Origin of the sequence: Streptomyces sp. NPDC050759 (assembly GCF_044456945.1) — a bacterium.
In the GTDB taxonomy this organism is placed as follows: domain Bacteria; phylum Actinomycetota; class Actinomycetes; order Streptomycetales; family Streptomycetaceae; genus Streptomyces.
Map to the genome: position 1 here is coordinate 178,531 of NZ_JBITGI010000017.1, position 25,411 is coordinate 203,941.

Below are 25,411 nucleotides of genomic sequence, written 5' to 3' on the forward strand. Positions count from 1 at the left end.
TCCTTCGAGCGTCTACTGCATACGAGCGCCGCATGAGCGCCTTACGACGGGACGGTCGTACGTCGATGAGCCCCCGCGCCGGCAACACCGGCCCCCACACTCTCGCGTTCGTCGAGAGCCCGGTCCAGCTGCTGAACGTGCTGGAGTGGGCGCACGGCCACGCGCCCGGCGCGGAGCTCACCCTCGTCGTGCTGTCCCCGACCGACCCCATGACCCGCGGTCAGCTGCGCCGGATGGCGGAACTCGCCCGCGAGGAGAGCCACGAGGTCCGCTGGGAGGAGGCGAGGGGCGGCCCCGCGGCCCCCTTCCAGACCATCGGGGGCCTCGCGGGCATGCTCCGCAAGGCGGACCGCGTGGTCCTGGGCGACCCCTTCTCCCGCTATGTACAGCTGCTCCTGACCATCACCCGCGCCACGAACCTGGTCGTGGTCGACGACGGCACGGCGACGATGGAGTTCGTGTCCCAACTGGCCCGCGGCGAACGCCTGGTGCGCTGGCACCGCAAGGGCGGCCGCCCGAGCCCCCGGGACCTGGCCTTCGCCCCGATCTCGGCGGCGGCCCGCAAGCGCCTGACGCCGGGGGCGGGCCGGGGGGTCGAGATATTCACCTCGATGCCGATGGAGGAGGCGCCGCCGGGAGTGACGATGTCGGTGAACTCCTTCGCCTGGACCCGCGGCCGCTTCGGCCCGCCGCGCATCACCAAGGGCGCGGACATGGTCGGCACCTCGCTGGTGGAGACCGGCGTGGTGGACGCCGACCGCTACCTGGAAGCGGTCACCCGCCTGGCCAAGGCCCACGGCGCGACCCGCTACTTCGCCCACCGTCGCGAGGCGACGGAGAAGCTCCACCGGCTGGCCGTGGAGACGGGTCTGGAGATCGTCCGCCCGGACCTCCCCCTCGAGTTGATCGCCCGCCGCGGCCCGATCGGCCGTACGATCCTCAGCTTCCCGTCGACCGTGGTCCACACCCTGCCGCTGGCGCTCGCCGGTACGGAGGTCCGCGTGGCGGTCTGCGACATCGACCCGGACTGGCTGACGGAAACGGCTTCGCCGCGGGCCCAGGGATTCCTGTCGGGGGTCACCGGGACGGCCCGGGATGTGCACCGGCTGTCAGCGGTGGCGACGGGCTGAGTCTCAACTGCATCGTCTGGCATCGTCGGTTCACTTGTGCTCACCGGGTCACTGGCCCGCCGCCGGCGCCACGGCTTCGTCTGGAACCCGACGGCCGTATCGAGGGAGTCGGCCGGGATCGCCCCCACCTCCCGGCCGCTTGTCCACGACATGGTCCGGCCTCCGGCCTCCGGCGCTCCCAGGCAGAGGCACTCTTGGCCTGCTATTTCTTCGAGTGCCCAATCCCCCTACGCTGCGAGCGTCTCCAGGACTTCTGCGACCGGGACGGGATCCAGAGGGCCGATGTGTGACGCTTCAGGAAAATCGTGCACGCGGAACCTGTTGCCGGGCGTCAACGCGTCGGCTTCCGCGATCATCCTGTCCTGGAGTGCGGTGGCGATCGTCCGGTCCCTGCCGAAACGCAGGTAGGTGCGGGGAATGCGTCCCCAGCTCCCCACCCGACCGACCGCTCGGCCCGCATACGCGGTGATGGGCTCGTCGGTCTGCATGCCGGCGAGTATCCGGCGGAATTCGGCGTCGGGGTAGTCCGCGCAGATCATCTCCTTCAGGAGGGCCAGCGCACGGCTGTCACCTGTCCGGAAGTTCAGTCGGAATACACCGAGCCGGTCCAGGTCACCCACCGCCAGCTCGACCGGGCTGACGGCGTTCGTGTTCTCGGGTGCCGCCGTGCAGGCGTCCGCTGTGGGCAGGAGGCGGCTGGGACAGAAGGCCGCCATGTAGCAGATGTGGTGCAGCAGATGCGGGACGGCATCGCCGACACGGCTGACCGACACGCCACCCAGGCTGTGCCCGACCAGCACCACCGGGCCGTTCCGTGCCGCCCGCCGCACGATGCCCGTGACGCGCGCCTCGTAGTCCTCCAGCCCGAGGCCCTTCAGCGGGGAGGGCTCGACCGCCATCGCCTTGAGGTCCTGCCGCTGATACGACTCCGGCACGAAAGCCTCCGCGCCATGCCGCGGCTGGTCCACCATGACGACGCGGTGACCGCGCAGCGTCAGCTCCCGCGCGATCGGCATCCAGAACGCGCCGGCGCTGTGCGTACCGTGCACCAGCACGTAGGTGGTGATCCCGCGGCGCGGGTCCGCTGCGGCCGGCGAGGTCCCGAGCCCGGTGGCCAGTGCCATGCCCCCCACCGCGAGCCCCAGCCCACGTAATGCCGTCCTCCTGGAGGCACCTGTTCGTTCGTTGTTCGTCTCATCCATCATGAGTACGACGCTATGAAGAGCTCGCTTGGCCAACCAGCCGTCCAGCACCACCCCAGAGGTGGACCCAGCACCACACCTCGGAGCCAGCTCGTCGTGGACCTCGGCGTAGTCGGCCTCCAGCGTGTGACCCGGGTCAGTAAAAGAGGGCAACGACTCCGACGGGAACCCGGCCGGCGGCCAGGTCCGCGTCGACTCGGGCCGGGGCGGGACTACTGTGCCGGAGCATGAACCCTGACGGCTGGTTGGCGGACACCCGCTCCTCCTACGACACGGTCGCGGTGAGCTACGCGGACCAACTGCGCGAGGCTCTCGGCGGCTTGCCGTACCTCCGGGCGGCGCTGGGCCTGTTCGCCGACGCGGTCGCTGACGCCGGTGGTGGGCCGGTGGTGGACCTGGGATGCGGACCGGGACACATCACAGCCCATCTGCACAGCCTGGGCGTCGACGCCTTCGGCATCGACATCTCCCCGGGGATGGTCGGCGTGGCCCGAAACGATCACCCTGCCCTCCGGTTCGAAGTGGGCTCGATGACGGATCTCGACCTTGCTGACGAGTCGATCGCCGGTGCGCTCGCGTTCTGGTCGCTGATTCACGTCCCCGACGGCGAGGTACCCACGGTCCTCGATGCTCTCAGCCGGGCACTGCGCCCCGGCGCACCACTGCTGATCGGCTTTCACGTGGGCGACGGGTCGCGACTGAAGACGCAGGGCTACGGTGGCCACCCGATGAAGGTCTACATCCACCGGCGCCGACCCGCCCAGGTGAGCGCCTGGCTGCGCGAGTCCGGGTTCACGGTCGAGACCGAGATGCTGCTCGACCCCGAGGGCAGTGCTCCAGGCGCGATCCTCTTCGCACGTCGTCGTTCGTAGCGGTCAGGCCGCTGCGGAATCGCCTGGGGGTCGTTCGACGTGTTCCAGCGTCCCGTCCAGCCGGAGGCGTACCGAACGCCGCGGCCATCTCCTGGCAGGCCAGCGGCCCTTGAGGGAGCCGGGCCCGGTCCGGGACGTCAGGGGGTGAGCTGCTGGTGCCCTATGACGGAGAGCAGTTCGAGTTTGCTGTGGCTCTCCGTGCCGGGGCGGGTGGTCAGCACCACCAGGGTCTGGGCGCGGTTCTCGGTGTACAGGAGCTGGGCGTCGACGTCGATGCGGCCGAGTTCGGGATGGAGGAGGGTCTTGCAGTCGCCGTAGCGGGCGACCTCCTGGAGTTCCCACATGCGGACGAACTCGGGGCTGTGTTCCTGGAGTTCGGCGAGGATCCGGGCAGCTCGGGGGGTGTCGCTGCCGGCTGTCAGCGCGGCCCGCAGGCGTGCTGCCTGGGCACGGCCGTGGCTTTCGTGGGTCTCCTCGGGATACACCAGACGCTCGGCCGGATCCATGAACCAGCGGTAGTAACCGCTGCTGGCCAGACCGGTGTGGCGCATCTGGTCGCCGAGCAGTGCGACGGCCAGCGGGTTCATCGCGAGGGTGTCGACCAGGTCGGTCGTCACCAGGGCCGGGGTGTCGTCCAGGCGGTCCAGGACCCGCAGCAGCGTCGGGCTGACGTGTTCGGAGCGGTGGAAGCGGGCCGGGGCGTTGTGGCCGATGAGGACGAAGAGATGGTCGCGTTCGTCCAGGGACAGCCGCAGCGCCCGGGCGAGCGCCGCGGTGATCTGCACCGAGGGCTGCGGAGCACGCTGCTGCTCCAGCCGGGCGTAGTAGTCGGTGGACATGCCGGCGAGCTGCGCGACCTCCTCGCGGCGCAGCCCCTGCGTCCGCCTGCGCGGCCCCTCGACCAGCCCGACGTCGCGCGGGCGCAAGGTCTCACGCCGGCGGCGCAGGAATTCCGCCAATTCCTTCTTGTCCATGCGCCCATCCTCGCCGCACCGGGCCCGGCTATCCAGAGACCGCCGATCCATGGCTGAGCCCTCGTCGCCCACCCGCGCGAAGCCGCTCCTACGGCCGACGCCGAGGGCGCTGCATGACCCGCTGGGAAATTCGCCGGCTGTCGGCGGTGCGTCGCGGGCCGTCGGCTTGGAAGACGCCCGCGGCGCCGGTCCACCGTCGAGAACGCCCGACGCTTCGGACCGGCCCCGGGCCTTGCCGCTCGGCCTGGCCGGAGCCGGTCGTCGTCGGGCATGTCAGGTCGGTCAGCTGCTGCTGAGCATGGCGAGGACGTCGTCGTAGGAGCCGTTGGCCACCGCGTCGCGGAGGAACCCGGCGCGCTCGACGACCAGCTCCTTCGCGTCGGGCTTCTCACGCAGCAGGTCGAGGATCTGGGTGAGGAAGTCGTCAAGCGGCATGGACTGTTCGTTGTCCTGCTGGCCGAGCAGGGTCGTGCGCACAGCCGGCGGGACGATCTCTATCACCTGGACGCCGGCGTCGGCACCGGCGAGCTGGATGCGCAGGCTCTCGGAGAACGAGTGCAGCGCGGCCTTGGTCGCGCTGTAGGTCGGGGTGCTCGGGAGCGGGACGAACGCCAGCGCGGAGGTGACGTTCATGACCACCGCGTCGTCCTTGCCCGCCAGCAGCGGCAGGAAGGCGTACGTCATCCGGATCGTGCCGAGCAGATTGGTCGCGACCTGATCCTCGGCGACCTGGAGTCCGGCCGGATCGAGGACACTCTCCAGCAGCTGAATGCCGGCGTTGTTGACCAGCACGTTCAGCCCCGGGTGGCTCGCCGCCACGGTCTCGCGGGCCCGGGCGATCGAGTCGGGGTCCGCGACATCGAGGACGAGCGCGTCGATGCCCGGGTGCTCGGCCGTGATCTCGTCGAGGAGTTCCTTGCGCCGTCCGGCGACGACCACCTTGTTGCCGGCCTCGTGCAGGCGCAGGGCCAGGCCGAGGCCGATGCCCGAGGTGCCGCCGGTGATCAGGATCGTGTTGCCAGTCATCTTCATGGGGGCCTTGCTCCTTCGGTACGGCGGGCCGGTGCGCGCCCGTGGCCTCGACCGTAGGAGCGCCCGCGCAGAGGCGGGAGAGGAAGGGTTGGTAACTGTTGCCGCTGGACTTAGCAGAAGTGACTTCTGGTGATCGTGAGTGAGCGCCCGCACGGGATGGGGTGGTTCATCTGTGCGCCAGAAGGGTCTGCCGACGGGGGTGTGCTGCCTGCGCTTTCGGGAGGGAACGGGAGTTCGTGGATCGAATGGGTGACCTTTGCGGATGCTGCTCGTTGACTGCCTTGGACGGGGATCTTCGGCAGGACGGGGGTGTATTTGTGGGCGGGCTGCGGGAGGTGGCGGCGTCGTTCGTGGTGCCCGGCCCGGCCGGAGTGGCTGTGCGGGACCGGCTGCGGGTGTCGGAGGCGGACGCGGCGGTCCTCACCGAGGTCGGCGTCTACTTGGGGTCGCTGGCGGCCGGTGATCTCGCGGAGCGCTCCCGGCAGGGCCTGGCGCATGATGCGGCCTCCTGGGCGGTGCGCAAAAGGTCGCTGACGGGTAGGTCGTCGGCGCGCTGGGCGGGCAGTATCACCAAGGCCACCCATGACCAGTGGGCGCTGGCCCGGCGCGGGCAGACCGCCCACACGGCCTGGCTGCGCGGGCAGATCGCCTCCATCGAGGCGCGGCTGGCCCGGCCGCTGGGCGCCAAGGCCGACAAACGGGCAGGGCTGGTGCGCGGGTATGCCTCGCGCGTCGAGTGGCATGCCAAATCCCGCCGCCTGCAGACGCTGAAGGCCCAGCTCGCGGTGGTGGAGGCGGACCGGGCTGCGGGCCGGGTGCGGGTGGTGCGCGGCGGTAAACGCCTCGCGAACACCCGCCACCACCTTGCGGCGGCCGGACTGGACGAGCACACCTGGCGCCGGCGCTGGCAGGCGGAGCGGATGTTCCTGGCCGCCGACGGGGAGTCCGGCAAACGCTTCGGCAACGAGACGATCCGCGTCACCGACACCGGACAGGTCTCCCTCAAGCTCCCGGCCCCGCTGGCCCGCCTGGCCAACGCCCCGCACGGCCGCTACGTCCTCGACGCGGTCGTGGCATTTCGGCACCGGGGTCAGGAGTGGCTGGACCGGGTCACCGTGAACCGGGCGGTGGCCTACCGCATCCACCACGACCCGGTACGCGGCCGCTGGTATGTCACCGCGTCCTGGCAGCGCGCCGCCACCCCGGTGCTGCCTCTGGAGGCAGCCCTGGCGCGGGGGGTGGTGGGGGTGGACATGAACGACGACCACCTCGCCGCCTGGGAGTTGGACGTGCACGGCAACCCGGTCGGCGAGCCGCAGCGCTTCTTCTACGACCTCACCGGCAGCGCCCAGCATCGGGACGCGCAGATCCGGCACGCCCTGACCAGGCTGCTGCACCACACCCAACGTTGCGGGGCGTCCGCGATCGCCATCGAGGACCTCGACTTCAGCGACGGCACCAGCCGCGAGAAGCACGGCCGCAACAAACGCTTCCGCCGCCTCATCTCCCGCTTCCCCACCGCCAAACTCAAAGCGCGCCTCGTCTCGATGGCCGCCGAACAGAACATCGCGATCGTGGCGGTCGACCCCGCCTACACCAGCCGCTGGGGTGCCCAGCACTGGCAGCAGCCGCTGACCACGAAAACCCGCAAGATTTCCCGGCACGATGCGGCGAGCATCGCGATCGGGCGACGCGCCCTCGGGCACCCGATCCGGCGACGGACGACACCGCCCCCGTCCCACCAGAGTGATGGTGCGGGGCATCGGACCGCCCAGGCCCGACCGGACACCCGCAGGCGTGAGGGAACCCGCCCCCACATTCCCGGACCGCGCACCGGATGCGCGCCGCCCGGCAGTGGAGCGAAAGCGGGCGACCAGGGTGCCCAACACCGTTCGGGACACCCGGCTGAGCAAGAGTCCTGGCAACAGGACTCACTCCCGCTCAGTCTTTAGGAACGGTTGTCCATGGATCGGCGGTCTCTGCCTTGCGAAGAGGACGCCGGCCGTCGGGCTGGTCCTGCAGAAGTTGGACGGCGGCCGCAGTCCCGGCCGGGGCGTCTTCCCGGTCCTGGCGACCTTTCGGAGCCGGTGATCGATGTCGGTGATGCGAATGTGCTCGCTTCGCGGGAGGTCGGCTGTCCGGTTCTGCGGGAACTTCGGCAGGGATTCGCCTGGGCAAGGGTGATCGCGGCCCAGGACGCTCCCGCCAGGGTCCGCAGCTCCTTCTTGCGCACGATCTTCACGGTGGCCGGCTGGGGAGGATCGTCGGTCCATGGATATGTGATCCTCTCCCGCCCCCGCCGATACATCCCCATAGTCGAGACTGCCGGGCGCGCCCGGCTCCTGCGGCGAAGGAGGGAATCGCCGAGGCCAACGGCGGCTACGACCCGGTGCTGCCCATGCCGAGCGGCGCCAAGGCCTGATCCAGCAACGCCCAAAACGGAGAGCCGAACGTGAAACCCACGAATGAAGACACCGTCGAAATCGGCAGGGCCGTGGCGCTGTGGGCGCACCTCATGGACGACCATGAACTGGACCGTCTCGGCGAATGCCTCACCGACGACGCGGTGTGGGACGGCAGCGTCTTCGGCGGCGACCCGGTCGTCGGGCTGGACGCGATCGCGGCCTTCATGAACGCCCCCGGACACGCGAAAGCGCACCACACGACGAACATCGTCGTGTCGGAGGGCCCGGGCGACGAGGTGCGGGCCCGGTCCAAAGGTCTGAGCCTGCTGGAGGGCGGCGGTGTCGCCAGCGTCGTCTACGCCGACGACCTGCGACGCACCGATGACGGCTGGCGCATTTCCCGGCGGGTCATCCATCTGACGTGGCCGCATCGCTTCTAGGAGGTCGCTGATATCGCCGTTTCCGGGGCTGGGCTTGAGGCCGTCGGCAGGGTGGTCGGTGGCCGGGATTGGTCTGGCACGCCGAAGCCGCATCACGTGCGGGCGGTGCTGTCCTACGCCGGTTTCCTCGCCACCAGGAACGCCCGGGACAGCTTCTCCTCGGCGAGGGGCTCCCTGAGCACTCGGACTAGCACCTCGAAACCTGCCTTGATCAGGGGCTCGACCACGGCTTCCGGTGCGCGCAGCCAGTAGTCCAGGGAGATCTTGTGGCCGAAGCGTTCGTCGAGGTGCAGGTGGGTGCCGCCGGGTTCGTACTGGAAGCCGATCAGGGCGTGGGCGCCGGGCACGAGAACGCGGTGGAACTCCGCGAAGGCCGTCGGGAGATGGTCGTCCGGGACGTGGATGATCGAGTACAGCGCGGTGATTCCGCCCAGGGTTTCCGACGGTAGGTCGAGCGACGTCATCGAGCCCACGTGGAAGCGGAGGCCCGGGTGGGCTCTGCGGGCCAGTTCGACCATCTTCGGGGAGACGTCCACGCCGAAGACCGGGATGCCGAGTGCGGCGAGCTGTGCGGTCACGTGACCCGGGCCGCTGCCGATGTCGGCCACCGGGCCCTTGCTCTGCTCCTTCACCAGTTCCGCGAAGCCGGTGATCTGGGTTCTGTCCAGCGTGGGAATGCCGGCCCAGTCGGAGAACTGCTCGGTGTACGGCTCGGCGATCGTGTCGTACGCGGTTCGGGTGGCCCGTATGAAGTCGGGATTCTCGGCGTTCACGGGCTGCACCCTAGCGGGGGCTCCTGGGGCGGCGGGTGGGAAGTTGCGGGTCGCCGCGAGGAGTTTGCCTGGCAGTCATCGGGCGGTGGGGTGCGGCGATTTGAGGCCTTCGAGGAAGGTGGTGAAGGTGCCGGGCAGGAAGGTGAGGGTGGCGTCGGCCGGGGTCTTGGAGTCGCGGACGGCTATGTGGGTGGGGTGGGTTGCGATCTCCACGCAGGCGTTGCCGTCGCCGCCGCCGGAGAAGGACGACTTCTTCCACTGGGTCATGGCGGTCATCGGGCGGTGGGGTGCGGTGTCTTCAGGGCTTCGAGGAAGTCTGTGAAGGCTCCGGTCGGGAAGGTGAGGGTGGCCCTGGTCGGGGTCTTGGAGTCGCGGATCGCTATGTGGGTGGGGTGGGTTGCAATCTCCACGCAGGCGTTTCCTTCGCCGCCGCCGGAGTAACTCGACTTCTGCCAGATGTCGGGGGTGGACATGAGGCGCCTCACAGCTCCTTGGTCAACGTGTGGATGAAGTCGCGCGACCGTTCGGGGTCGAGTGACACGCTCTCCAGCCTACGGAAGAGTTTTCGGAAGCGGGCGAGTTGGGCCTCGGCGTCGATGAACGCCGTGCCGTGGGGACCATCGCGTACGACGGTGTCCAGCTTGGGGACGGGGCCACCCGCGTACACCATCGCGCCGCCGGCTCCGGCGAAACCGTCCAGATCGAAAGGGATCACACGGACAGTCACGTGGTCGGCTTCGGAGAGCGCTTGGATGCGGGCGAGTTGAGCCCGCATCGCGGAACGGTCACCGACTCTGATGCGCAGCGCCGCTTCGTGGATCACGGCCTCGTACGGGATCGGATCCGGGCGCTCCATGATGACCCGCCGCTTCATCCGGTGTTCCACCCGGAGATCCACCTCGCTCAGCGGGAACTCTGCGTTGACGTAGGAGAAGAGGGCTCGGGCGTAGTCCTCGGTCTGCAACAACCCTGGGATGTGGAGGAAGTCCACGTCCCATCGACGACTGGCGTGGTACTCCAGCTCGGCGAGATCCAGGTACGGCGTCGGCAGCCTCTCCTGGTACTCCTCCCACCAGCCGTGCGTCCGGTCGGTCGCCATGGCCACGAGGGCATCGATCAACTCGCTGTCTGAGCAGGCGTAGTTGGCAGCCATGGCCCGAAGTCGTTTCTCGCTCACGCCCGCGAGCGCCTTCTCGATCTGACTGATCTGCGCGGAACTCACTCCGAGCGATGCCGCCGCCTCACGGCCCGTGATGCCAGCCGCGTCGCGGAGCCTGCGCAGCTCGGTCGCCAGCCGCATCTGACGTGCTGTCGGCTCGCTCCTCAGCGCCACCGCTCGCTCCTCTCAACGCACCTGTTGGTGCGACTCGTTCGGGGTCAGATTACGCGACCCGCTTGCGCGACTTAGAAATCTATACCTACTCTCGGTGACGCAACGCACACTCTGCGGAAGTGCACCGCTTCGTCCTGTCGTGACGGTTGCGGCGATGCCACCGCGTGCTCCTCCCGTACCAACGCCCGAACTGGAGCTGACCCATGCCCGAAACCGCCCCCTGGGAGTACACCCTGTACATCCCGAACGACGTCCGAGCCGTCACCGTCGCCCGCCGCACCCTCCGGCTCATCCTCACGATGCACGGTCTGATCCGCCTGACCGACACCGCGGAGCTGCTCGCGGCCGAGCTGGTCTCCAATGCCGTACGGCATACGAAGGGACCCGCGGCCCTCAGGGTGCGCTGGTCGGCGGGGGTGCTGCGGATCGGGGCGTGGGATGCGGACCCTGGGCCTCCTGAGCCGCCCGGTGAGTTGGACGCCATGGGAGAGGAGGGGCGGGGCTTGGCGCTGGTGAAGGCCTGTGCCGATCTGTGGGGGTGGCAGCCGTTGGCCAGGCACGGCAACCGGGGGAAGTTCGTGTGGTGTGAGCTGTCCGCCGCTTAGGAGGAGCCGCGGGGCCACCCGCTTCTTTCGCCCGGGGTCGGCGGGGCGCGGCCGCCTCCCGAGCGCACAGGGTGGCCGCAATCACACGCGGCGACTTCCAGAGGCAGGGTTCGACAGACCCGTACGCCAGGGGAAGCTCTCCCGAGGGCCCCGCCCCCGCTCACCACCACCGATCACACCGCGTGACCGCATCCGGTACACGATAGTGATGACCCGGCCTCATCCCCGCCGTGTCCCAACACCGTTTCGACAGATGAACAGTGCCGCCGGACGCCGGCCCCGCATGGTATGTGTGGGAAAAGAGGTTCCTACCCACGTCAAATCACATCCATGCGTCGAGCGGCCACATTTTCTTCCCCCGGCGGGTTGAAGTTTTGTTGATCGCGGGTCGGTTGGTCGCCCCGGCGTCCTACCCTTTAGAGGGTGAAGCAACTGATGTCACTGGAGTCCGAGGTCGATCTTCCCGGGGAAGCCGTGCTTCCCGGCGTGCTGAGCGACGCGCTGCACGCCGAACTCGTCCACTTCCGGCGCGACTTGCACATGCACCCGGAGCTCGGCAACCAGGAGTTCCGAACCACCGCGGCGATCAAGGAACGGCTGGAGCGGGCCGGGCTGAAGCCGCGCGTGCTCGCCGTCGGGACCGGGCTCGTGTGTGACATCGGGGAGTGGGACGGCGAACGGCCCATGCTCGCCCTGCGCGCCGACATCGACGGCCTGCCCATCCCGGACACGAAGAGCGAATGCGCGTACCGGTCGACCGTGCCCGATCGGGCGCATGCCTGTGGTCACGATGTGCATACGGCCGTCGTGCTCGGCGCCGGGCTCGTCCTCGCCGACCTGCACAGGCGCGGGCTGCTGCCGCGGCCCGTGCGGCTGCTCTTCCAGCCCGCCGAGGAAGTGCTGCCCGGCGGTGCCGCCGACGCCATCGACTGCGGGGTGCTGGAGGGCGTCGGGAAGATGCTCGCCGTGCACTGCGACCCGCGGGTCGACGCCGGGAAGATCGGGCTCAGGACCGGTGCCATCACCTCCGCCTGCGACCGGCTGGAGATCTCCCTCGACGGGCCCGGTGGACACACCGCCCGGCCGCACCTCACCACCGACCTCGTCACCGCCGCCGCCCGCGTCGTCACCGACGTGCCCGCCATCGTCGGGCGACGGGTGGACACACGGGCCGGGCTCGCCGTGACCTGGGGGCGGATCGAGTCGGGGCACGCCCCGAACGTCATCCCGCAGCACGCCGAGCTCTCCGGGACCGTGCGCTGCCTGGACCTCGACACCTGGCAGCAGGCCCCGGACATCGTGGTCGCCGCGATCGACGAGGTCGCCAATCTCCACCGGGCCAAGTCCGAGATCAACTACGTACGGGGCGTGCCGCCCGTCGTCAACGACGCGGAGGTCACCGAACTGCTCCGGGACGCCATGACCGCCCGGCGCGGGGCCGACTCGATCGAGGACACCGAGCAGAGCCTCGGCGGCGAGGACTTCTCCTGGTACCTCCAGCACGTCCCCGGCGCCATGGCCCGCCTCGGGGTGCGCACGCCCGGGGAGCGGACCGTGCGCGACCTTCACCAGGGCGACTTCGACGCCGACGAGTCCGCCATCACCGTAGGTGTCGAGATGTTCACGGCAGCGGCCCTGCTGGACGCCGCACAGTGATCCGAGCGTGACGGACGGCCCCCACGGGGGCCGTTCCGCCGACCGGCGCAACATGGTTGTAAGCCAATTGTGCGCACATCGAAATCCCCGCGTGCGAGGGCCGAAGAGCCTGAGTTCAGACGCTGTTTGCCTCGAATCGATAACGGCTTCGGAAGAGGTCTGTTTCCGACATCTACGCGCGTTACGATGCCGCGAAGCCAACGCCGCAGGGGCGTACAGGCCCGGGCACTGGCATGGTGCTCACATGAAGCGCCGACAAGGCGCTCAGGTCAGGTGAAGGAGCCTCCCGTGCGCCGGGTAGCCAAGCTTTCCGCTGCGTGTATCGCCACCGCAGCTCTCGCAATGACTGCCACAGCCTGTGGCAGCACTTCCTCGGACAACGACAGCTCGTCGTCCGCCTCCGCCGGCAGCAGCAAGGGCGGTATCAAGATCGGTCTCGCCTACGACGTCGGCGGCCGTGGTGACCGCTCCTTCAACGACTCCGCCGCGCGCGGTGCCGACAAGGCCGCGAAGGAGTTCGACGGTTCCCTCAAGGAGCTGACCGCCAAGAGCTCCGACACGGAGGCCGACCGCGAGCAGCGCCTGACCGACCTCGCCGACGCCGGCTACAACCCGATCGTCGCCGTCGGCTTCTCCTACGCCACCTCGGTCGACAAGGTCGCCCCCAAGTACCCGAAGGTCAACTTCGGCCTCATTGACTCGGTCGCGAAGGCCACGAACGTCGACAGCATCACCTTCACCGAGGAGCAGGGTTCCTACCTCGCCGGTGTCGCCGCGGCGCTGAAGACCAAGAAGGACCACGTCGGCTTCATCGGCGGCGTGGACACCCCGCTGATCAAGAAGTTCGAGGCGGGCTACGCCCAGGGCGTCAAGGACACCAACCCCAAGGTCAAGGTCGACGTCCAGTACCTGACCCATGGCTCGGACTTCTCCGGTTTCGCCGACCCCGCCAAGGGCAAGGAGGCCGCGTCCGGCATGCTCGACAACGGCGTCGACGTGATCTACGCCGCGGCCGGCTCCTCCGGCAACGGCTCGATCGAGGCCGTTTCCGGCGTCAAGGGCGCCTGGGCCATCGGCGTGGACTCGGACCAGTACAACATCCCGGGCCTGGCCAAGTACAAGAACTCGATCCTGACCTCGATGGTCAAGAACGTCGACGTCGGCGTCTACGACTTCATCAAGTCCGTCAACGACGGCAAGCCGCTGACCGGCAACCAGATCTACTCCCTCGCCAAGGGCGGTGTCAGCCTCTCCACCAGCGGTGGCTTCATCGACGACATCCAGCCCAAGCTGGACGAGGCGAAGAAGAAGATCGTCGATGGCACCATCAAGGTCAAGACCAGCTGATCTGACGGTTCCCGCCGGAACCCGGGCTCGACGAGGGGGCCTCGACAACCCCCTCGTCGAGCCATAACAATGTGTCAACTCTACGCGTGTAGCATGGAGTTGCCGCGCTAGCGTCACCGACGCCTGCCCTCCCCTACGCAGCCCCTTTTCCCCGAGGAGAGTGCGCCATCAACGCGTCCAGCCCTCCCGCTGCCGTCGAACTGCGCGGCATCACCAAGCGATTCCCCGGCGTCGTGGCCAACAAGGACATCGACATCACCGTCCGCACGGGCACCGTGCACGCCCTGTGCGGTGAGAACGGTGCCGGCAAGTCCACCCTGATGAAGATCCTCTACGGCATGCAGCAGCCGGACGAGGGCACCATCACGGTGAACGGCGAGACGGTCACCTTCCACACCCCCGCCGACGCCATCGCCCGTGGCATCGGCATGGTGCACCAGCACTTCATGCTCGCCGACAACCTCACGGTCCTGGAGAACGTCGTCCTGGGCGCGGAGAAGCTGTACGGCATCGGCGCCAAGGCCCGCGCGAAGATCAGGGAGATCTCCGACGCGTACAGCCTGAACGTCCGCCCCGACGTCCTCCTCGAGGAGCTCGGCGTCGCCGACCGCCAGCGCGTGGAGATCCTCAAGGTCCTCTACCGCGGCGCCAAGACCCTGATCCTCGACGAGCCGACCGCCGTCCTCGTGCCGCAGGAGGTCGACGCCCTCTTCGACAACCTGCGCGAGCTCAAGGCCGAGGGCCTCACCGTCATCTTCATCTCGCACAAGCTCGGCGAGGTCCTGTCCGTCGCCGACGAGATCACGGTCATCCGGCGCGGCACCACCGTCGGCACGGTCGAGCCCGCCGGCACCACCTCCAAGCAGCTCGCCGAGCTGATGGTCGGCAGCGAACTGCCCACCCCGGAGACCGAGGAGTCCACGGTCACCGACGTCCCGCTGCTGAAGCTGGACGGACTGCGCCTGGCCCAGACCGACCTCGACGGCATCGAGCGGATCATCCTCGACGACATCTCGTTCACCATCCACCAGGGCGAGGTCCTCGGTATCGCCGGTGTGGAGGGCAACGGCCAGTCCGAACTGGTCGAGGCCATCATGGGCATCCGCGTCCCCGACACCGGCACGGTCACCCTCGACGGCACCGACATCTCCCACGTCCCCACCCGCCACCGCCGCGAGGCCGGCGTCGGCTACATCCCCGAGGACCGCCACCGCCACGGCCTGCTCCTCGAGGCCCCGCTGTGGGAGAACCGCATCCTCGGCCACGTCACCGAGAAGCCCAACTCCCGCGGCCAGCTGCTCGACATCAGGGCGGCCCGCACCGACACCGAGCGCATCATCAAGGCGTACGACGTCCGCACCCCGGGCATCGACGTCACCGCCGGCTCCCTGTCCGGCGGCAACCAGCAGAAGCTGATCGTCGGCCGGGAGATGAGCCACGCGCCCAAGCTGCTCATCGCCGCCCACCCCACCCGCGGTGTGGACGTCGGCGCGCAGGCCGCGATCTGGGACCACATCCGCGAGGCCCGCCGCGAGGGTCTGGCCGTGCTGCTGATCTCCGCCGACCTGGACGAGCTCATCGGCCTGTCCGACACCCTGCGGGTGATGTACCGCGGCCGACTGGTCGCCGACGCCGACCCCGCCACCATCACCCCCGAGGAGCTGGGCTCCGCCATGACCGGTGCGGCCACCGGCCACCTGGAGCACGCGGACTCCGCAGCGGACCACGAGGACGACGCCCGATGAACAAGCTGACCCAACGCATCGACAAGGAGCGGCTGCTCCTCGGCATCGCGGCCCCGCTGCTGGCGGTCGTCGCCGCGCTCGTCGTCACCACCCTGGTGATCCTGGCCACCGGCAAGAACCCGGGCGCCGCCTTCAGCGACATGCTGACCTACGGCTCCGCCAGCGACAGCCAGGTCTACATCCTCAACAAGGCGACGACGTACTACCTCGCGGGTGTCGCGGTGGCCATCGGCTTCCGCATGAACCTGTTCAACATCGGAGTCGACGGCCAGTACCGCATCGCCGCGTTCTTCGCCGCTGTCCTCGGTGGCGCGCTGACCACGCCCGGCTGGATCTCCATCCCGCTGATCATCCTGTGCGCCATGGGCACCGGCGCCGTGTGGGCGGGCATCGCGGGCGTCCTCAAGGTCACGCGTGGCGTGAGCGAGGTCATCTCGACGATCATGCTCAACGCGATCGCCACCGCGATCATCGCCTACCTGCTCCAGCCCGGAAAGCTCGCCGAGCTCCAGGCCGGCGGCACGGTCGTCTCCACCAAGCCGCTGCCGTCGTCCTCCTACTTCTTCCAGATCGACACCGGCGCCGCGGGCGAGCTGTGGGGCTTCATCGTCATCGCCGTACTCGTCGGCATCGCGTACTGGTTCGTGCTCGGCCGCACCCGCTTCGGCTTCGACCTGCGCACCGTCGGCCAGTCCGAGAGCGCCGCCGCCGCGAGCGGTGTCTCGGTGAAGCGGATGATCGCCACCAGCATGCTCATCTCGGGTGCGGTGGCCGGCCTGATCGGCATGCCGACCCTGCTCAACGACAGCCACCAGTTCAGCAACGACTTCCCGGCCGGCATCGGCTTCACCGGCATCGCCATCGCCCTCCTCGGCCGCAACAACCCGGTCGGCATCGCGCTGGGCGCGCTGCTGTGGGGCTTCCTGGAGCGCACCACCAACCACCTGGAGTTCGAGGGCTACGACAAGGAGATCCTCGGCGTCATCCAGGGCGTCATCGTCCTGTGCGTCGTCATCGCCTACGAAGTCGTACGCCGTTACGGACTCAGGCGCCAGCAGCAGCGGGTCGGCGCCGAGCTCGCCGCCCAGGCCGCCGCCCCGACCCAGAAGCAGGAGGTGGCGTGATGACTGCCACGATGACCAACACGCCGCCCCCCGCGGCACCCAAGGCGGACACCGCCACCCGGTCGGGCCGCTCGCTCGGCCAGATCCTCATGATCGTCGCCGGTGCGCTGCTGCTCGTTGCCGCTGTCCGTGTCATCTCCGGCTCCGACCAGCTCACCTCCGAGGGCCAGGTCTCCGCGGCGCTCAGCCTCGCCGTGCCGATCGGCCTCGCGGGCCTCGCCGGTCTGTGGTCCGAGCGGTCCGGCGTGGTCAACATCGGCCTCGAGGGCATGATGATCCTCGGCACCTTCGGCGCCGGCTGGATCGGCTGGCAGTCCAGCCCCTGGCTCGGCCTCCTGTGCGGCGTCGGCTTCGGCGTCCTGGGCGGCCTGCTGCACGCGGTCGCGACCGTCACCTTCGGCGTCGACCACATCGTCTCCGGTGTCGCGATCAACCTCCTCGCGCTCGGCACCACCCAGTACCTCGCCAAGCTCTTCTTCGTGGACGGCAAGGCGGCGGACGCGGGCGGCAACCCCAAGCAGTCCCCGCCCGTGGACACACTGCCCAGCTTCGACGTCCCGGGCATTTCGAGCGGACTGCACTCCGTCGAGAACCACCACTGGTTCCTGATCTCCGACATCGCGGGCATCCTCGGCGGTCTGTTCACCAACCTGTCCATCGTGACGGTCCTGGCGTTCGTGCTGTTCGTCGGCAGCTGGTGGCTACTGTGGCGCACCCCGTTCGGCCTGCGGCTGCGCTCCTGCGGCGAGAACCCGATCGCCGCGGAGTCCCTCGGTGTCAACGTCTACAAGTACAAGTACATGGCCGTGGCCGTCTCCGGCGGCCTCGCCGGCCTCGGCGGCGCCTTCCTGGCCCTGGTCACCTCGCACACCTACCTGGAGGGCCAGACCGGCGGCCGCGGCTACATCGGCCTCGCCGCCATGATCTTCGGCAACTGGCGGCCCGGCGGACTCGCCATGGGCGCGGGCCTGTTCGGCTACTCCGACGCACTCCAGCTGCGCAACGGCGGCGAGACCGTCCACGCGCTGCTGCTCCTGCTGTTCGTGCTGCTCCTGGCGATGGCCGGCTGGAAGCTGTACAAGAAGGCGCACTGGCAGGGCGGCATCAGCCTCATGGTGGCCGCGGGCGTCCTGGTCTGGTACCTGGTCACCGACGAGGTCCCGAACGACTTCGTGGGCGCCACCCCGTACGTCGTCACGCTGCTGGTCCTGTCGCTGTCCGCGCAGCGCCTGCGGATGCCCAAGGCGGACGGCATGCGCTACCGGAAGGGCCAGGGCAAGTGACCGCGCGGACCGACGTCGACTGGGAGTCGCTGCGCGAGCGGGCCCGGGACGCCATGTCCCGTGCGTACGCCCCGTACTCCGGCTACCCGGTCGGCGTGGCCGCCCTGGTCGACGACGGCCGTACGGTCACCGGCTGCAACGTCGAGAACGCCTCCTACGGCATCGGCCTGTGCGCCGAGTGCGGTCTGGTCTCGGAGCTGCAGAACACGGGCGGCGGCCGCCTCACCCACTTCACGTGCGTGGACGGCAGGGGCGAGATCCTCGTCCCCTGCGGCCGCTGCCGGCAGCTGCTGTACGAGTTCGGCGGCCCCGACCTGCTCATGGAGACCCCGGCGGGGATCCTGCCGCTGTCGGAGATGCTGCCGCAGGCCTTCGGGCCGGGGCATCTCACCAAGTAATTCCCGGAAGGAAAGCCCTGCATGGCCATGGACGCCATCTCCGTCATCCGCACCAAGCGGGACCGCGGCGAACTCAGCGACGAGCAGATCGACTGGGTCATCGACGCGTACACCCGCGGGGAGGTCGCCGACGAGCAGATGTCCGCGCTCGCGATGGCGATCCTGCTCAACGGCATGAACCGTCGCGAGATCGCCCGCTGGACCGCCGCGATGATCGCCTCCGGCGAGCGCATGGACTTCTCGTCCCTGTCCCGCCCCACGGCCGACAAGCACTCCACGGGCGGCGTCGGCGACAAGATCACGCTCCCGCTGGCGCCCCTGGTGGCGGCCTGCGGCGCGGCCGTCCCCCAGCTCTCGGGCCGGGGCCTCGGCCACACCGGCGGCACGCTCGACAAGCTGGAGTCCATCCCGGGCTGGCGCGCGCTGCTGTCGAACGAGGAGATGCTGAACGTCCTCGACACGACCGGAGCGGTGATCTGCGCGGCGGGCGACGGCCTGGCTCCGGCCGACAAGAAGCTGTACGCCCTGCGTGACGTCACCGGCACGGTCGAGGCCATCCCCCTGATCGCCTCCTCGATCATGTCGAAGAAGATCGCGGAGGGGACGGGCTCGCTGGTCCTGGACGTGAAGGTCGGCACCGGCGCGTTCATGAAGACCATCGAGGACGCGCGGGAACTCGCGTCCACGATGGTGGGCCTGGGCACGGACCACGGCGTGAAGACGGTCGCGCTCCTGACGGACATGAGCACGCCCCTCGGCCTGACGGCGGGCAACGCGCTCGAGGTCCGCGAGTCGGTCGAGGTCCTGGCGGGCGGCGGACCCTCGGACGTGGTGGAGCTGACCCTCGCGCTGGCTCGCGAGATGCTCGACGCGGCGGGCGTCCGCGACGCCGACCCCGCGAAGGCCCTCGCCGACGGCTCGGCGATGGACGTGTGGCGCCGGATGATCGCGGCGCAGGGCGGCGACCCGGACGCGGAGCTGCCGGTGGCCCGCGAGCAGCACGTGATCAAGGCACCGGCCTCGGGCGTCCTGACCCGCCTCGACGCCTACGGCATCGGCGTCGCCGCCTGGCGCCTCGGCGCGGGGCGCGCCCGCAAGGAGGACCCGGTGCAGGCGGGCGCGGGCGTGGAACTGCACGCCAAGCCGGGCGACACGGTGACCGAGGGCCAGCCCCTGCTGACCCTGCACACCGACACCCCAGAACGCTTCGAGTACGCCCTCGAGTCGATCGAGGGTTCCTACGACATCGGGGCGACGGGGACGGACTTCACGGGGTCGCCGGTGGTGCTGGAGCGCATCGCCTGAGCTGGGGTTTCCTCATTCGGGTGAACGGGATCGGTGGACCGCCACCGGTCCCGTTCGGCATGTTCGCTGTCCCCATGGATGAGTACGACGGCGACTACGTCATGGCCGACAACGAGTGGGACGAACTGGTCTGGGTGTGGCAGCGGACGGACGTCCCCAAGGGCTGCCGAGTGGAGATCCTGGCAGGGCTGATCACGGTGACGCCCTACTCGGCGGGGACCCACCACGGCATCGTGGAGCGAATGCAGCGGCGCCTGTATGAAGCGATCCCGGAGGGCTGGGGCATCTACCAGAGGCTGCCCATGGCCGTGCCGTCCCGGCTCGGGCTGTACGTCCCCGACCTTGCCGTCGTCCCCAGGGAGCCGCTACGCGTCGGCGACGGGCTGGTGCGCTTGGACACCGCCGAACTCGTCGTGGAGATCACCTCGGAGACCACCGCACTCCACGACCGGACGACGAAGGCCGTCGGCTACGCCGCCGCCGGTGTCCCGCTCTACCTCCTCGTCGACCGCCTGGCACCGGACGGACCTGCCGTCACGCTCTACGGAGAGCCGAGAGACGGTGCCTACCGCGTCCTTGGAGCCTACGGGCTCGGCGACCTGGTCACCCTTCCCGAGCCGTTCGCCCTCACCCTCGACACCGGATACTTCGCTCACCCCAACAACGCCGCCACCCCCACCAACACCGGCACCGACAACACCGTCGACACCAGGATCGAGTCCCGGGCCAACCGCTCGCCCACGCCGTAGGTGGACGCGTACGTGTAGAGGTTCTGCGCGGCCGGCAGGGCCGAGGTCACCACCACGTCGAGGAGTTGGGCCCCGTGCAGGCCGAAGACCCCGGCCGCCAGCACCCAGGCCGCCGCGGGCTGCCCCACCGACTTCAGGACGACTGAGAGCAGGACGAGCCCGCGGTCCGGGCCCCGGCCGGGCATCGTGCTGCCGCACAGGGAGATGCCGAAGGCGAGGAGGACCGCCGGGACCGACATGCCGCCGATCAGGGTCAGGGGGTCCATGACCGGGGCCGGGACCTTCAGACCGGCCGCCGAGACCGCCACGCCGGCCAGCGAGCCCACCGCGATCGGATTGCGGAGCGGGGTCAAAAGTCTCCGCCACAGCGGGCCCTTCTCCCCGTCGCCCGACGCCAGGTCCAGGACTGTCAGAGCGACCGGGGTCACCCCCACCAGCTGGAAGAGCAGCACCGGCGCCACGAGTGACGCGTCCCCGAGGACGTATACCGCGATCGGGATGCCGAGATTGCCCGAGTTGACGTAGGACGAGCACAGCGCGCCGATCGTCGTACGGCCCAGCCCCCAGCCGCGTACGACACCCACCGCCACGAAGACACCCGCCGCCGCTGCCGTGCTGAGCGCGGTCACCAGCAGACGGCTGGAGAAGATCACCGACAGGTCGGCGCGGGCCAGCGTCGTGAACAGCAGGGCGGGGGAGGCGACATGGAAGGCGAGCTTGGTCAGGACCTCCCGGCCCTGGTCGCCGAGATAGCCCCGCAGACCGATCAGATAGCCGACCCCGATGACCACCGCGATGACCGCGAAGCCGGTCAGCACTCCCTGCACGGAGACTCCTCACGGGTGAGGAGGGCGTGGCGTATCCAGGGAGGTGCTGATGGGTGGCGCATACAGGCAACCCTCGCGGGAAGGCGGCCCGCAGGTCAACGTGATCCTGCCCGCGCGGACAGGACGTCGGCCGATGAGTTACGCCCGCCCGCCCGGTCTACCGATCGTGGACGCCATGACACCCGCTGTACTCGTACTGGCCGGCCCCGTCACCCGGGACGAGGTGCCGGGGCTGAGCGACGAGGTCCGGGCACTGCTGCGGACGACCCGTGCCGGCGTGGTGGTGTGCGATGTCGCCGGGCTCGGGCCGCCGGGGCTCGGCACGGTCGATCTGCTCGCCCGGCTCCAGCTCGCGGCCCGGCGCGCCGGGGGCCGGATCAGGCTCCGCGACCCCGACCCCGGGCTACACGCCCTCCTTGACCTCGTCGGCCTCCGCTTCGAGGTGGAGGGGCAGTCCGAACAGGGGGAACCACCGCTGGGTGTCGAGGAAGAAGTGGAACCCGGTGAGCCGGCCGTCTGAGATCTCCAACACCTGTACCGCCCAGGGGGAGTGACCGCCCTTTTCCGGGTCCGGCTTGTACTGGGCGAACCCCGGCAGGCCGTTGACCTGCACCGGCACCAGACGTGAGCCCTCGCACGCCGAGCCCAGGGTCGTCATGAACCCCGCGATGTCGTCGTGGCCCGTCAGCCACAGGTCGAACGGCGGCATCGTCATGATGGCGTCCTCGTGGAGGAGGGCCGTCAGTGCCGTCATGTCGTACCCCTCGAACGCCTTCACATAGCGGTCCAGGAGCCTCTGCTGCTCCTCGTCCAGCGGGTCGGACACGGCCGCGTCGGCGCCGTGCTCCTCCCGCTCGGCGAGGGTGGCGCGGGCCCGCTGGAGGGCGCTGTTGACCGAGGCGACGGAGGTGTCGAGCAGTTCGGCGACCTCGCTCGCCTTCCACGCCAGCACCTCGCGCAGGATCAGCACCGCGCGCTGCTTGGGCGGCAGTTGCTGCAGGGCGGCCATGAAGGCGAGCCGCACGGTCTCCTTGGCGACCGCCGCCTCCGCCGGGTCCTCGACCGTCGGCAGGATGCGGTTGTCCGGCATCGGCTCCAGCCAGGTGTGGTCGGGGCGGGGGGAGAGCGCCGCCTGGGCGAGGGGGGTCGACTCCGAGAGGTCCATGGGACGGGCGCGCTTGTTGCCCGCGGTCAGCATGTCCAGGCAGACGTTCGTCGCGATGCGGTACAGCCATGAGCGGAGGCTGGAACGGCCCTCGAACTTGTCGTAGCTCCGCCAGGCCCGCACCATCGTGTCCTGCACCGCGTCCTCGGCCTCGAAGGAGGAGCCGAGCATGCGGTAGCAGTACCCCGTCAGCTCCGTGCGGTGTTTCTCGAGCCTGACGTCGAGGTCTGTCGTCATCGCCGTACTGTCCGTCATCGTCCACCCACCCCTGTGGCCGTGCTGTGTCGCGCCTTTGCGCCCACTACTCGGAAACTACCGCAGGGGTCTGACAATGGCGTGCCGAGTGGGTGAACGTGCAGGTCAGAGGGTTCTCGCCCCCGCCGCCCCTACCCGTCCCGTCCCCAGGGGCTGCCGCCCCTTCGACCCCGCTCCCAGGGGGCTCCGCCCCCTGGACCCCCGCTCCTCAAACGCCGGAGGGGCTGGATTCCACCGGAGGGGCTGAATTCCAAGCGCCGGTCCAGGCAATCCCAGCCCGTCCGGCGTTTGAGGACGAGGCCCTTCGGGCCGATGGGGGTCTGGGGGCGCAGCCCCCAGTCGGGGTCGAAGGGGCAGCGCCCCTGGAGGACGGGACGGGTAGGGGCGGCGGGGGCGGAAAAACATCCCCTGACCGGCCGACCCCGGTCAGGGGAAGCACAACCGCGGCTCAGGCCGTCGCGACCCGCTGCTCAGCCCTCGCCGCACACGTTCCGAGGACGGTGATCGTGACAACACCGAGCACCGCCAGCAGTCCCACCCCGACCGTCCCCGTCCAGCCGCCCGCGTGGAAGGCGAGCGCACCCACCGTGCTGCCCGCGCTGGAGCCGATGTAATAGGCGGACTGGTACAGCGCCGAGGCCTGGGCGCGGCCCTCCGTCGCCGTCTTGCTCACCGCCGAGGACGCCACCGCGTGTCCCGCGAAGAAGCCTCCGGTGATCAGGACCAGGCCCAGCAGGACCAGCCACAGAGAGCCGGCCAGAGAGAGGACCAGGCCCGTCGCCGTCGTACCGCCCGCCGCGTACAGCGCGCCCCGGCGGCCCAGCCGGCCGACCAGCCGGCCCGCCGTGGACGCGGACACCGTGCCCACCAGGTAGACCAGGAAGATCGAGCCGACGATGCCCTGGGGGAGCGAGAAGGGCGCCTCGGTCAGCCGGTAGCCGATCACCGTGTACACGCCGCCGAAGACGGTCATGAACAGCGCGCCGATGGCGTAGAGGCGGCGCAGCAGCGGGTTGCCCAGGTGTTCGCGGACCGTGCCGAGCAGCACGCGCGGCCGCAGCGAGCCCGCCACGAAGTGCTTCGGCGCCGGCAGCAGGAGGCGGAACGCCACCGCGCAGGCCACCGCGATCGCGCCGATGACCCCCACGGCCACCCGCCAGCCCCACTCCTGCGCGACCCAGCCGGTGATGACGCGGCCGCTCATCCCGCCGACACTGTTGCCGGCGACGAACAGGCCGATCGCCGTGACCAGCGCCTTCGGACGCACCTCCTCGGCGAGATACGCCGTCGCTGAGGCCGGCAGCCCCGCCAGGGCCGCACCCTGCACCGCCCGCAGCACGACCAGCGCGGTCAGCGAGGGCGCGAAGGGGACCAGGAGACCGACCGTCACCGCGACCGCCAGCGACGCCGTCATGACCGTACGGCGTCCGAAGCGCTCCGACAGGGCGCTCATCGGCAGCACGAACAGCGCCAGACCGCCGGTCGCCGCCGCCACCGTCCAGCTCGCCTCGCTCGCCGCCACCCCGAAGTCGCCCGAGATCAGCGGGAGAAGGGCTTGCGTGGAGTACAGCAGCGCGAAGGTCGCGACACCGGCGAGGAAGAGGGCGAAGCTCATCCGGCGGTAGCCGGGGCCACCCGGGGACAGACGGGAATCGACGGCGGCGGAGGCGGAGGTGGCAGAGGCGGGAGATACGGCGCCCACGCGGGTGAGCGCCTCGGTACTGGCAGGCATGCCTCGAAGTTACGTACGACTCCGCTCATCCGTCCAATGCATGGATTCGCCATAATCGTTCCCATGGAGCATCAGCAGAGGTCACAGGCGCGCCTGTCACCATCCAGTGACACAGAAGACATGGTGATGTTGCTGGCCCCGCGGCTCGCCTACTTCGCCGGCGTGGCCCGCACCGAGCACGTCACCCGCGCCGCGCAGGAGATGGACGTCCCCCAGTCGACGCTCTCCCGGGCCATGGTCCGCCTCGAGCAGGACCTCGGCGTCGACCTGTTCGCCCGCATCGGCCGTACGGTCTCCCTCACCCCCGCGGGCCGCACTTTCCTGGCCTCCGCCGAACGCGCCCTCGCCGAGATCCAGCGCGCCGCGGACGAGGTCCGCGCGGACGCCGACCCGGCCACCGGCAAGGTCGCCTTCGGCTTCCTGCACACCATGGGCTCGGAAACGGTCCCCGGCCTGATCCGGGCCTTCCGCGCCGACCATCCCCGCGTCCGCTTCAGCCTGGTCCAGAACTACGGCGAGGCGATGATCGAACGCCTGCGGGCGGGGGAGCTGGACCTGTGTCTGACCTCCCCGGTCCCGGACGCCCCCGACCTCGTGGCCCGCCGCCTCGACGAACAGAAGCTGCGGCTCGTGGTCCCCGCCGATCACCCCCTCGCGGCCCGCAGGCGCGTGCGTCTCGCCGAGGCCGCCGAGGAGTCCTTCGTCACCCTGGAGCCGGGCTACGGCCTGCGCCGTATCACGGACGACCTCTGCCAGGAGGCCGGCTTCAAGCCGAGGATCGCCTTCGAGGGCGAGGAGGCGGAGACGCTGAGGGGGCTGGTGGCGGCGGGTCTGGGCGTCGCCCTTCTGCCCCCGCCGGCCTTCCCCCGCCCAGGAGTCGCGGAACTGACCGTCACGGCCCCCCGAGCGGCCCGCGAGATCGGCGTCGCCTGGCTGGACGGCCACCCGGACACGCCCCCGGTGGCCGCCTTCAAGAAGTTCCTGCTGTCGAGAAGGGGGAACCTGCTGCCCTGAGCTTCTGCTGCCCTGACCTACCGGTGCCCTGACCCACTGCCGCCC

25 protein-coding genes are annotated in these 25,411 nt (G+C 69.9%); 15 read left to right on the plus strand and 10 right to left on the minus strand.

The genetic code is table 11. From position 1 onward, the window contains the following. The first annotated feature begins 65 nt into the window (after positions 1-65). Positions 66-1,130 (plus strand): hypothetical protein, encoded by a 1,065-nt coding sequence (locus ACIBJB_RS37835; protein ID WP_398937840.1) that lies wholly within the window; start codon positions 66-68, stop codon positions 1,128-1,130. Between the two features lie 227 nt (positions 1,131-1,357). Here the strand turns inward: ACIBJB_RS37835 and ACIBJB_RS37840 are convergent, their stop codons facing one another. Next, complete coding sequence (locus ACIBJB_RS37840) at positions 1,358-2,254, minus strand: alpha/beta hydrolase (protein ID WP_398937842.1); 897 nt, start codon at positions 2,252-2,254, stop codon at positions 1,358-1,360. A 305-nt stretch (positions 2,255-2,559) separates the two neighbouring features. Between ACIBJB_RS37840 and ACIBJB_RS37845 the strand changes: the two genes are divergently transcribed. Beyond that, positions 2,560-3,204, plus strand: a complete 645-nt coding sequence (locus ACIBJB_RS37845) for a class I SAM-dependent DNA methyltransferase (RefSeq protein WP_398937756.1) — start codon at positions 2,560-2,562, stop codon at positions 3,202-3,204. A 137-nt stretch (positions 3,205-3,341) separates the two neighbouring features. Here the strand turns inward: ACIBJB_RS37845 and ACIBJB_RS37850 are convergent, their stop codons facing one another. Together ACIBJB_RS37850 and ACIBJB_RS37855 are read right to left on the minus strand one after the other, a co-directional pair. Further along, a complete protein-coding gene (locus tag ACIBJB_RS37850; protein WP_398937758.1) occupies positions 3,342-4,178 on the minus strand; it encodes a helix-turn-helix transcriptional regulator in 837 nt (278 codons plus the stop codon). Between the two features lie 282 nt (positions 4,179-4,460). Beyond that, a complete protein-coding gene (locus ACIBJB_RS37855; RefSeq protein WP_398937760.1) occupies positions 4,461-5,210 on the minus strand; it encodes an SDR family oxidoreductase in 750 nt (249 codons plus the stop codon). Positions 5,211-5,527: 317 nt separating this feature from the next. Between ACIBJB_RS37855 and ACIBJB_RS37860 the strand changes: the two genes are divergently transcribed. Further along, entirely contained in the window at positions 5,528-7,162 is a 1,635-nt protein-coding gene (locus ACIBJB_RS37860) for an IS200/IS605 family accessory protein TnpB-related protein (RefSeq protein WP_398937762.1), read from the plus strand. A gap of 500 nt (positions 7,163-7,662) precedes the next feature. Then, entirely contained in the window at positions 7,663-8,055 is a 393-nt protein-coding gene (locus tag ACIBJB_RS37865; RefSeq protein WP_398937764.1) for a nuclear transport factor 2 family protein, read from the plus strand. A gap of 113 nt (positions 8,056-8,168) precedes the next feature. Here ACIBJB_RS37865 and ACIBJB_RS37870 read toward each other — a convergent pair whose 3' ends face one another. From ACIBJB_RS37870 to ACIBJB_RS37885, 4 genes are all read right to left on the minus strand, one after another. Next, complete coding sequence (locus tag ACIBJB_RS37870) at positions 8,169-8,828, minus strand: class I SAM-dependent methyltransferase (RefSeq protein WP_398937766.1); 660 nt, start codon at positions 8,826-8,828, stop codon at positions 8,169-8,171. A 75-nt stretch (positions 8,829-8,903) separates the two neighbouring features. Then, on the minus strand, positions 8,904-9,104 hold the full coding sequence (locus ACIBJB_RS37875) for a DUF397 domain-containing protein (RefSeq protein ID WP_398937768.1): 201 nt from the start codon (positions 9,102-9,104) through the stop codon (positions 8,904-8,906). After that, positions 9,101-9,301 carry a DUF397 domain-containing protein gene (locus tag ACIBJB_RS37880; protein WP_398937770.1) on the minus strand — a complete coding sequence of 67 codons (201 nt, stop codon included), beginning with the start codon at positions 9,299-9,301 and terminating at the stop codon, positions 9,101-9,103. Before ACIBJB_RS37880 ends, ACIBJB_RS37875 begins: the two co-directional genes overlap by 4 nt. A gap of 8 nt (positions 9,302-9,309) precedes the next feature. After that, the gene (locus ACIBJB_RS37885) at positions 9,310-10,128 is read right to left on the minus strand and encodes a helix-turn-helix transcriptional regulator (protein ID WP_398937844.1); all 819 of its coding nucleotides are present in this window, start codon (positions 10,126-10,128) and stop codon (positions 9,310-9,312) included. Between the two features lie 236 nt (positions 10,129-10,364). Here ACIBJB_RS37885 and ACIBJB_RS37890 point away from each other — a divergent pair, with 236 nt between their 5' ends. The 9 genes from ACIBJB_RS37890 to ACIBJB_RS37930 all read left to right on the plus strand — a co-directional run bounded on the left by ACIBJB_RS37890 (position 10,365) and on the right by ACIBJB_RS37930 (position 20,373). Continuing rightward, positions 10,365-10,766, plus strand: coding sequence for an ATP-binding protein (locus ACIBJB_RS37890; protein WP_398937772.1), 402 nt, complete (start codon positions 10,365-10,367; stop codon positions 10,764-10,766). 435 nt (positions 10,767-11,201) lie between these two features. Further along, positions 11,202-12,422 carry a M20 family metallopeptidase gene (locus tag ACIBJB_RS37895; protein WP_398937846.1) on the plus strand — a complete coding sequence of 407 codons (1,221 nt, stop codon included), beginning with the start codon at positions 11,202-11,204 and terminating at the stop codon, positions 12,420-12,422. 288 nt (positions 12,423-12,710) lie between these two features. Then, on the plus strand, positions 12,711-13,769 hold the full coding sequence (locus tag ACIBJB_RS37900; RefSeq protein ID WP_057607711.1) for a BMP family protein: 1,059 nt from the start codon (positions 12,711-12,713) through the stop codon (positions 13,767-13,769). A gap of 233 nt (positions 13,770-14,002) precedes the next feature. After that, positions 14,003-15,514, plus strand: a complete 1,512-nt coding sequence (locus tag ACIBJB_RS37905) for an ABC transporter ATP-binding protein (RefSeq protein WP_398937774.1) — start codon at positions 14,003-14,005, stop codon at positions 15,512-15,514. After that, on the plus strand, positions 15,511-16,638 hold the full coding sequence (locus ACIBJB_RS37910) for an ABC transporter permease (RefSeq protein WP_398937776.1): 1,128 nt from the start codon (positions 15,511-15,513) through the stop codon (positions 16,636-16,638). The genes ACIBJB_RS37905 and ACIBJB_RS37910 overlap by 4 nt, the downstream gene beginning before the upstream one ends. Further along, positions 16,638-17,921 (plus strand): ABC transporter permease, encoded by a 1,284-nt coding sequence (locus ACIBJB_RS37915; RefSeq protein ID WP_398937778.1) that lies wholly within the window; start codon positions 16,638-16,640, stop codon positions 17,919-17,921. The genes ACIBJB_RS37910 and ACIBJB_RS37915 overlap by 1 nt, the downstream gene beginning before the upstream one ends. Further along, positions 17,918-18,319, plus strand: coding sequence for a cytidine deaminase (locus ACIBJB_RS37920; RefSeq protein ID WP_398937780.1), 402 nt, complete (start codon positions 17,918-17,920; stop codon positions 18,317-18,319). The genes ACIBJB_RS37915 and ACIBJB_RS37920 overlap by 4 nt, the downstream gene beginning before the upstream one ends. A gap of 27 nt (positions 18,320-18,346) precedes the next feature. Beyond that, positions 18,347-19,624: a thymidine phosphorylase gene (locus ACIBJB_RS37925; RefSeq protein WP_398937848.1), complete on the plus strand. Its 1,278-nt coding sequence runs from the start codon at positions 18,347-18,349 to the stop codon at positions 19,622-19,624. Between the two features lie 74 nt (positions 19,625-19,698). Continuing rightward, positions 19,699-20,373, plus strand: coding sequence for a Uma2 family endonuclease (locus ACIBJB_RS37930; RefSeq protein WP_398937782.1), 675 nt, complete (start codon positions 19,699-19,701; stop codon positions 20,371-20,373). Here ACIBJB_RS37930 and ACIBJB_RS37935 read toward each other — a convergent pair. Then, entirely contained in the window at positions 20,277-21,200 is a 924-nt protein-coding gene (locus ACIBJB_RS37935; protein WP_398937784.1) for an AEC family transporter, read from the minus strand. The two genes, ACIBJB_RS37930 and ACIBJB_RS37935, sit on opposite strands and share 97 nt — an antisense overlap. 133 nt (positions 21,201-21,333) lie before the next feature. Here ACIBJB_RS37935 and ACIBJB_RS37940 point away from each other — a divergent pair, with 133 nt between their 5' ends. Further along, positions 21,334-21,720 (plus strand): STAS domain-containing protein, encoded by a 387-nt coding sequence (locus ACIBJB_RS37940; RefSeq protein WP_398937786.1) that lies wholly within the window; start codon positions 21,334-21,336, stop codon positions 21,718-21,720. On the opposite strand, the gene ACIBJB_RS37945 is transcribed toward ACIBJB_RS37940, so the two are convergent. Together ACIBJB_RS37945 and ACIBJB_RS37950 are read right to left on the minus strand one after the other, a co-directional pair. After that, the gene (locus ACIBJB_RS37945; protein ID WP_398937788.1) at positions 21,604-22,620 is read right to left on the minus strand and encodes a sigma-70 family RNA polymerase sigma factor; all 1,017 of its coding nucleotides are present in this window, start codon (positions 22,618-22,620) and stop codon (positions 21,604-21,606) included. The genes ACIBJB_RS37940 and ACIBJB_RS37945 overlap by 117 nt on opposite strands. 448 nt (positions 22,621-23,068) lie before the next feature. Next, complete coding sequence (locus ACIBJB_RS37950; protein WP_398937790.1) at positions 23,069-24,352, minus strand: MFS transporter; 1,284 nt, start codon at positions 24,350-24,352, stop codon at positions 23,069-23,071. A 63-nt stretch (positions 24,353-24,415) separates the two neighbouring features. On the opposite strand from ACIBJB_RS37950, the gene ACIBJB_RS37955 reads away from it, so the two are divergent. After that, positions 24,416-25,366, plus strand: coding sequence for a LysR family transcriptional regulator (locus ACIBJB_RS37955; protein WP_280862919.1), 951 nt, complete (start codon positions 24,416-24,418; stop codon positions 25,364-25,366). Positions 25,367-25,411: the final 45 nt, after the last annotated feature.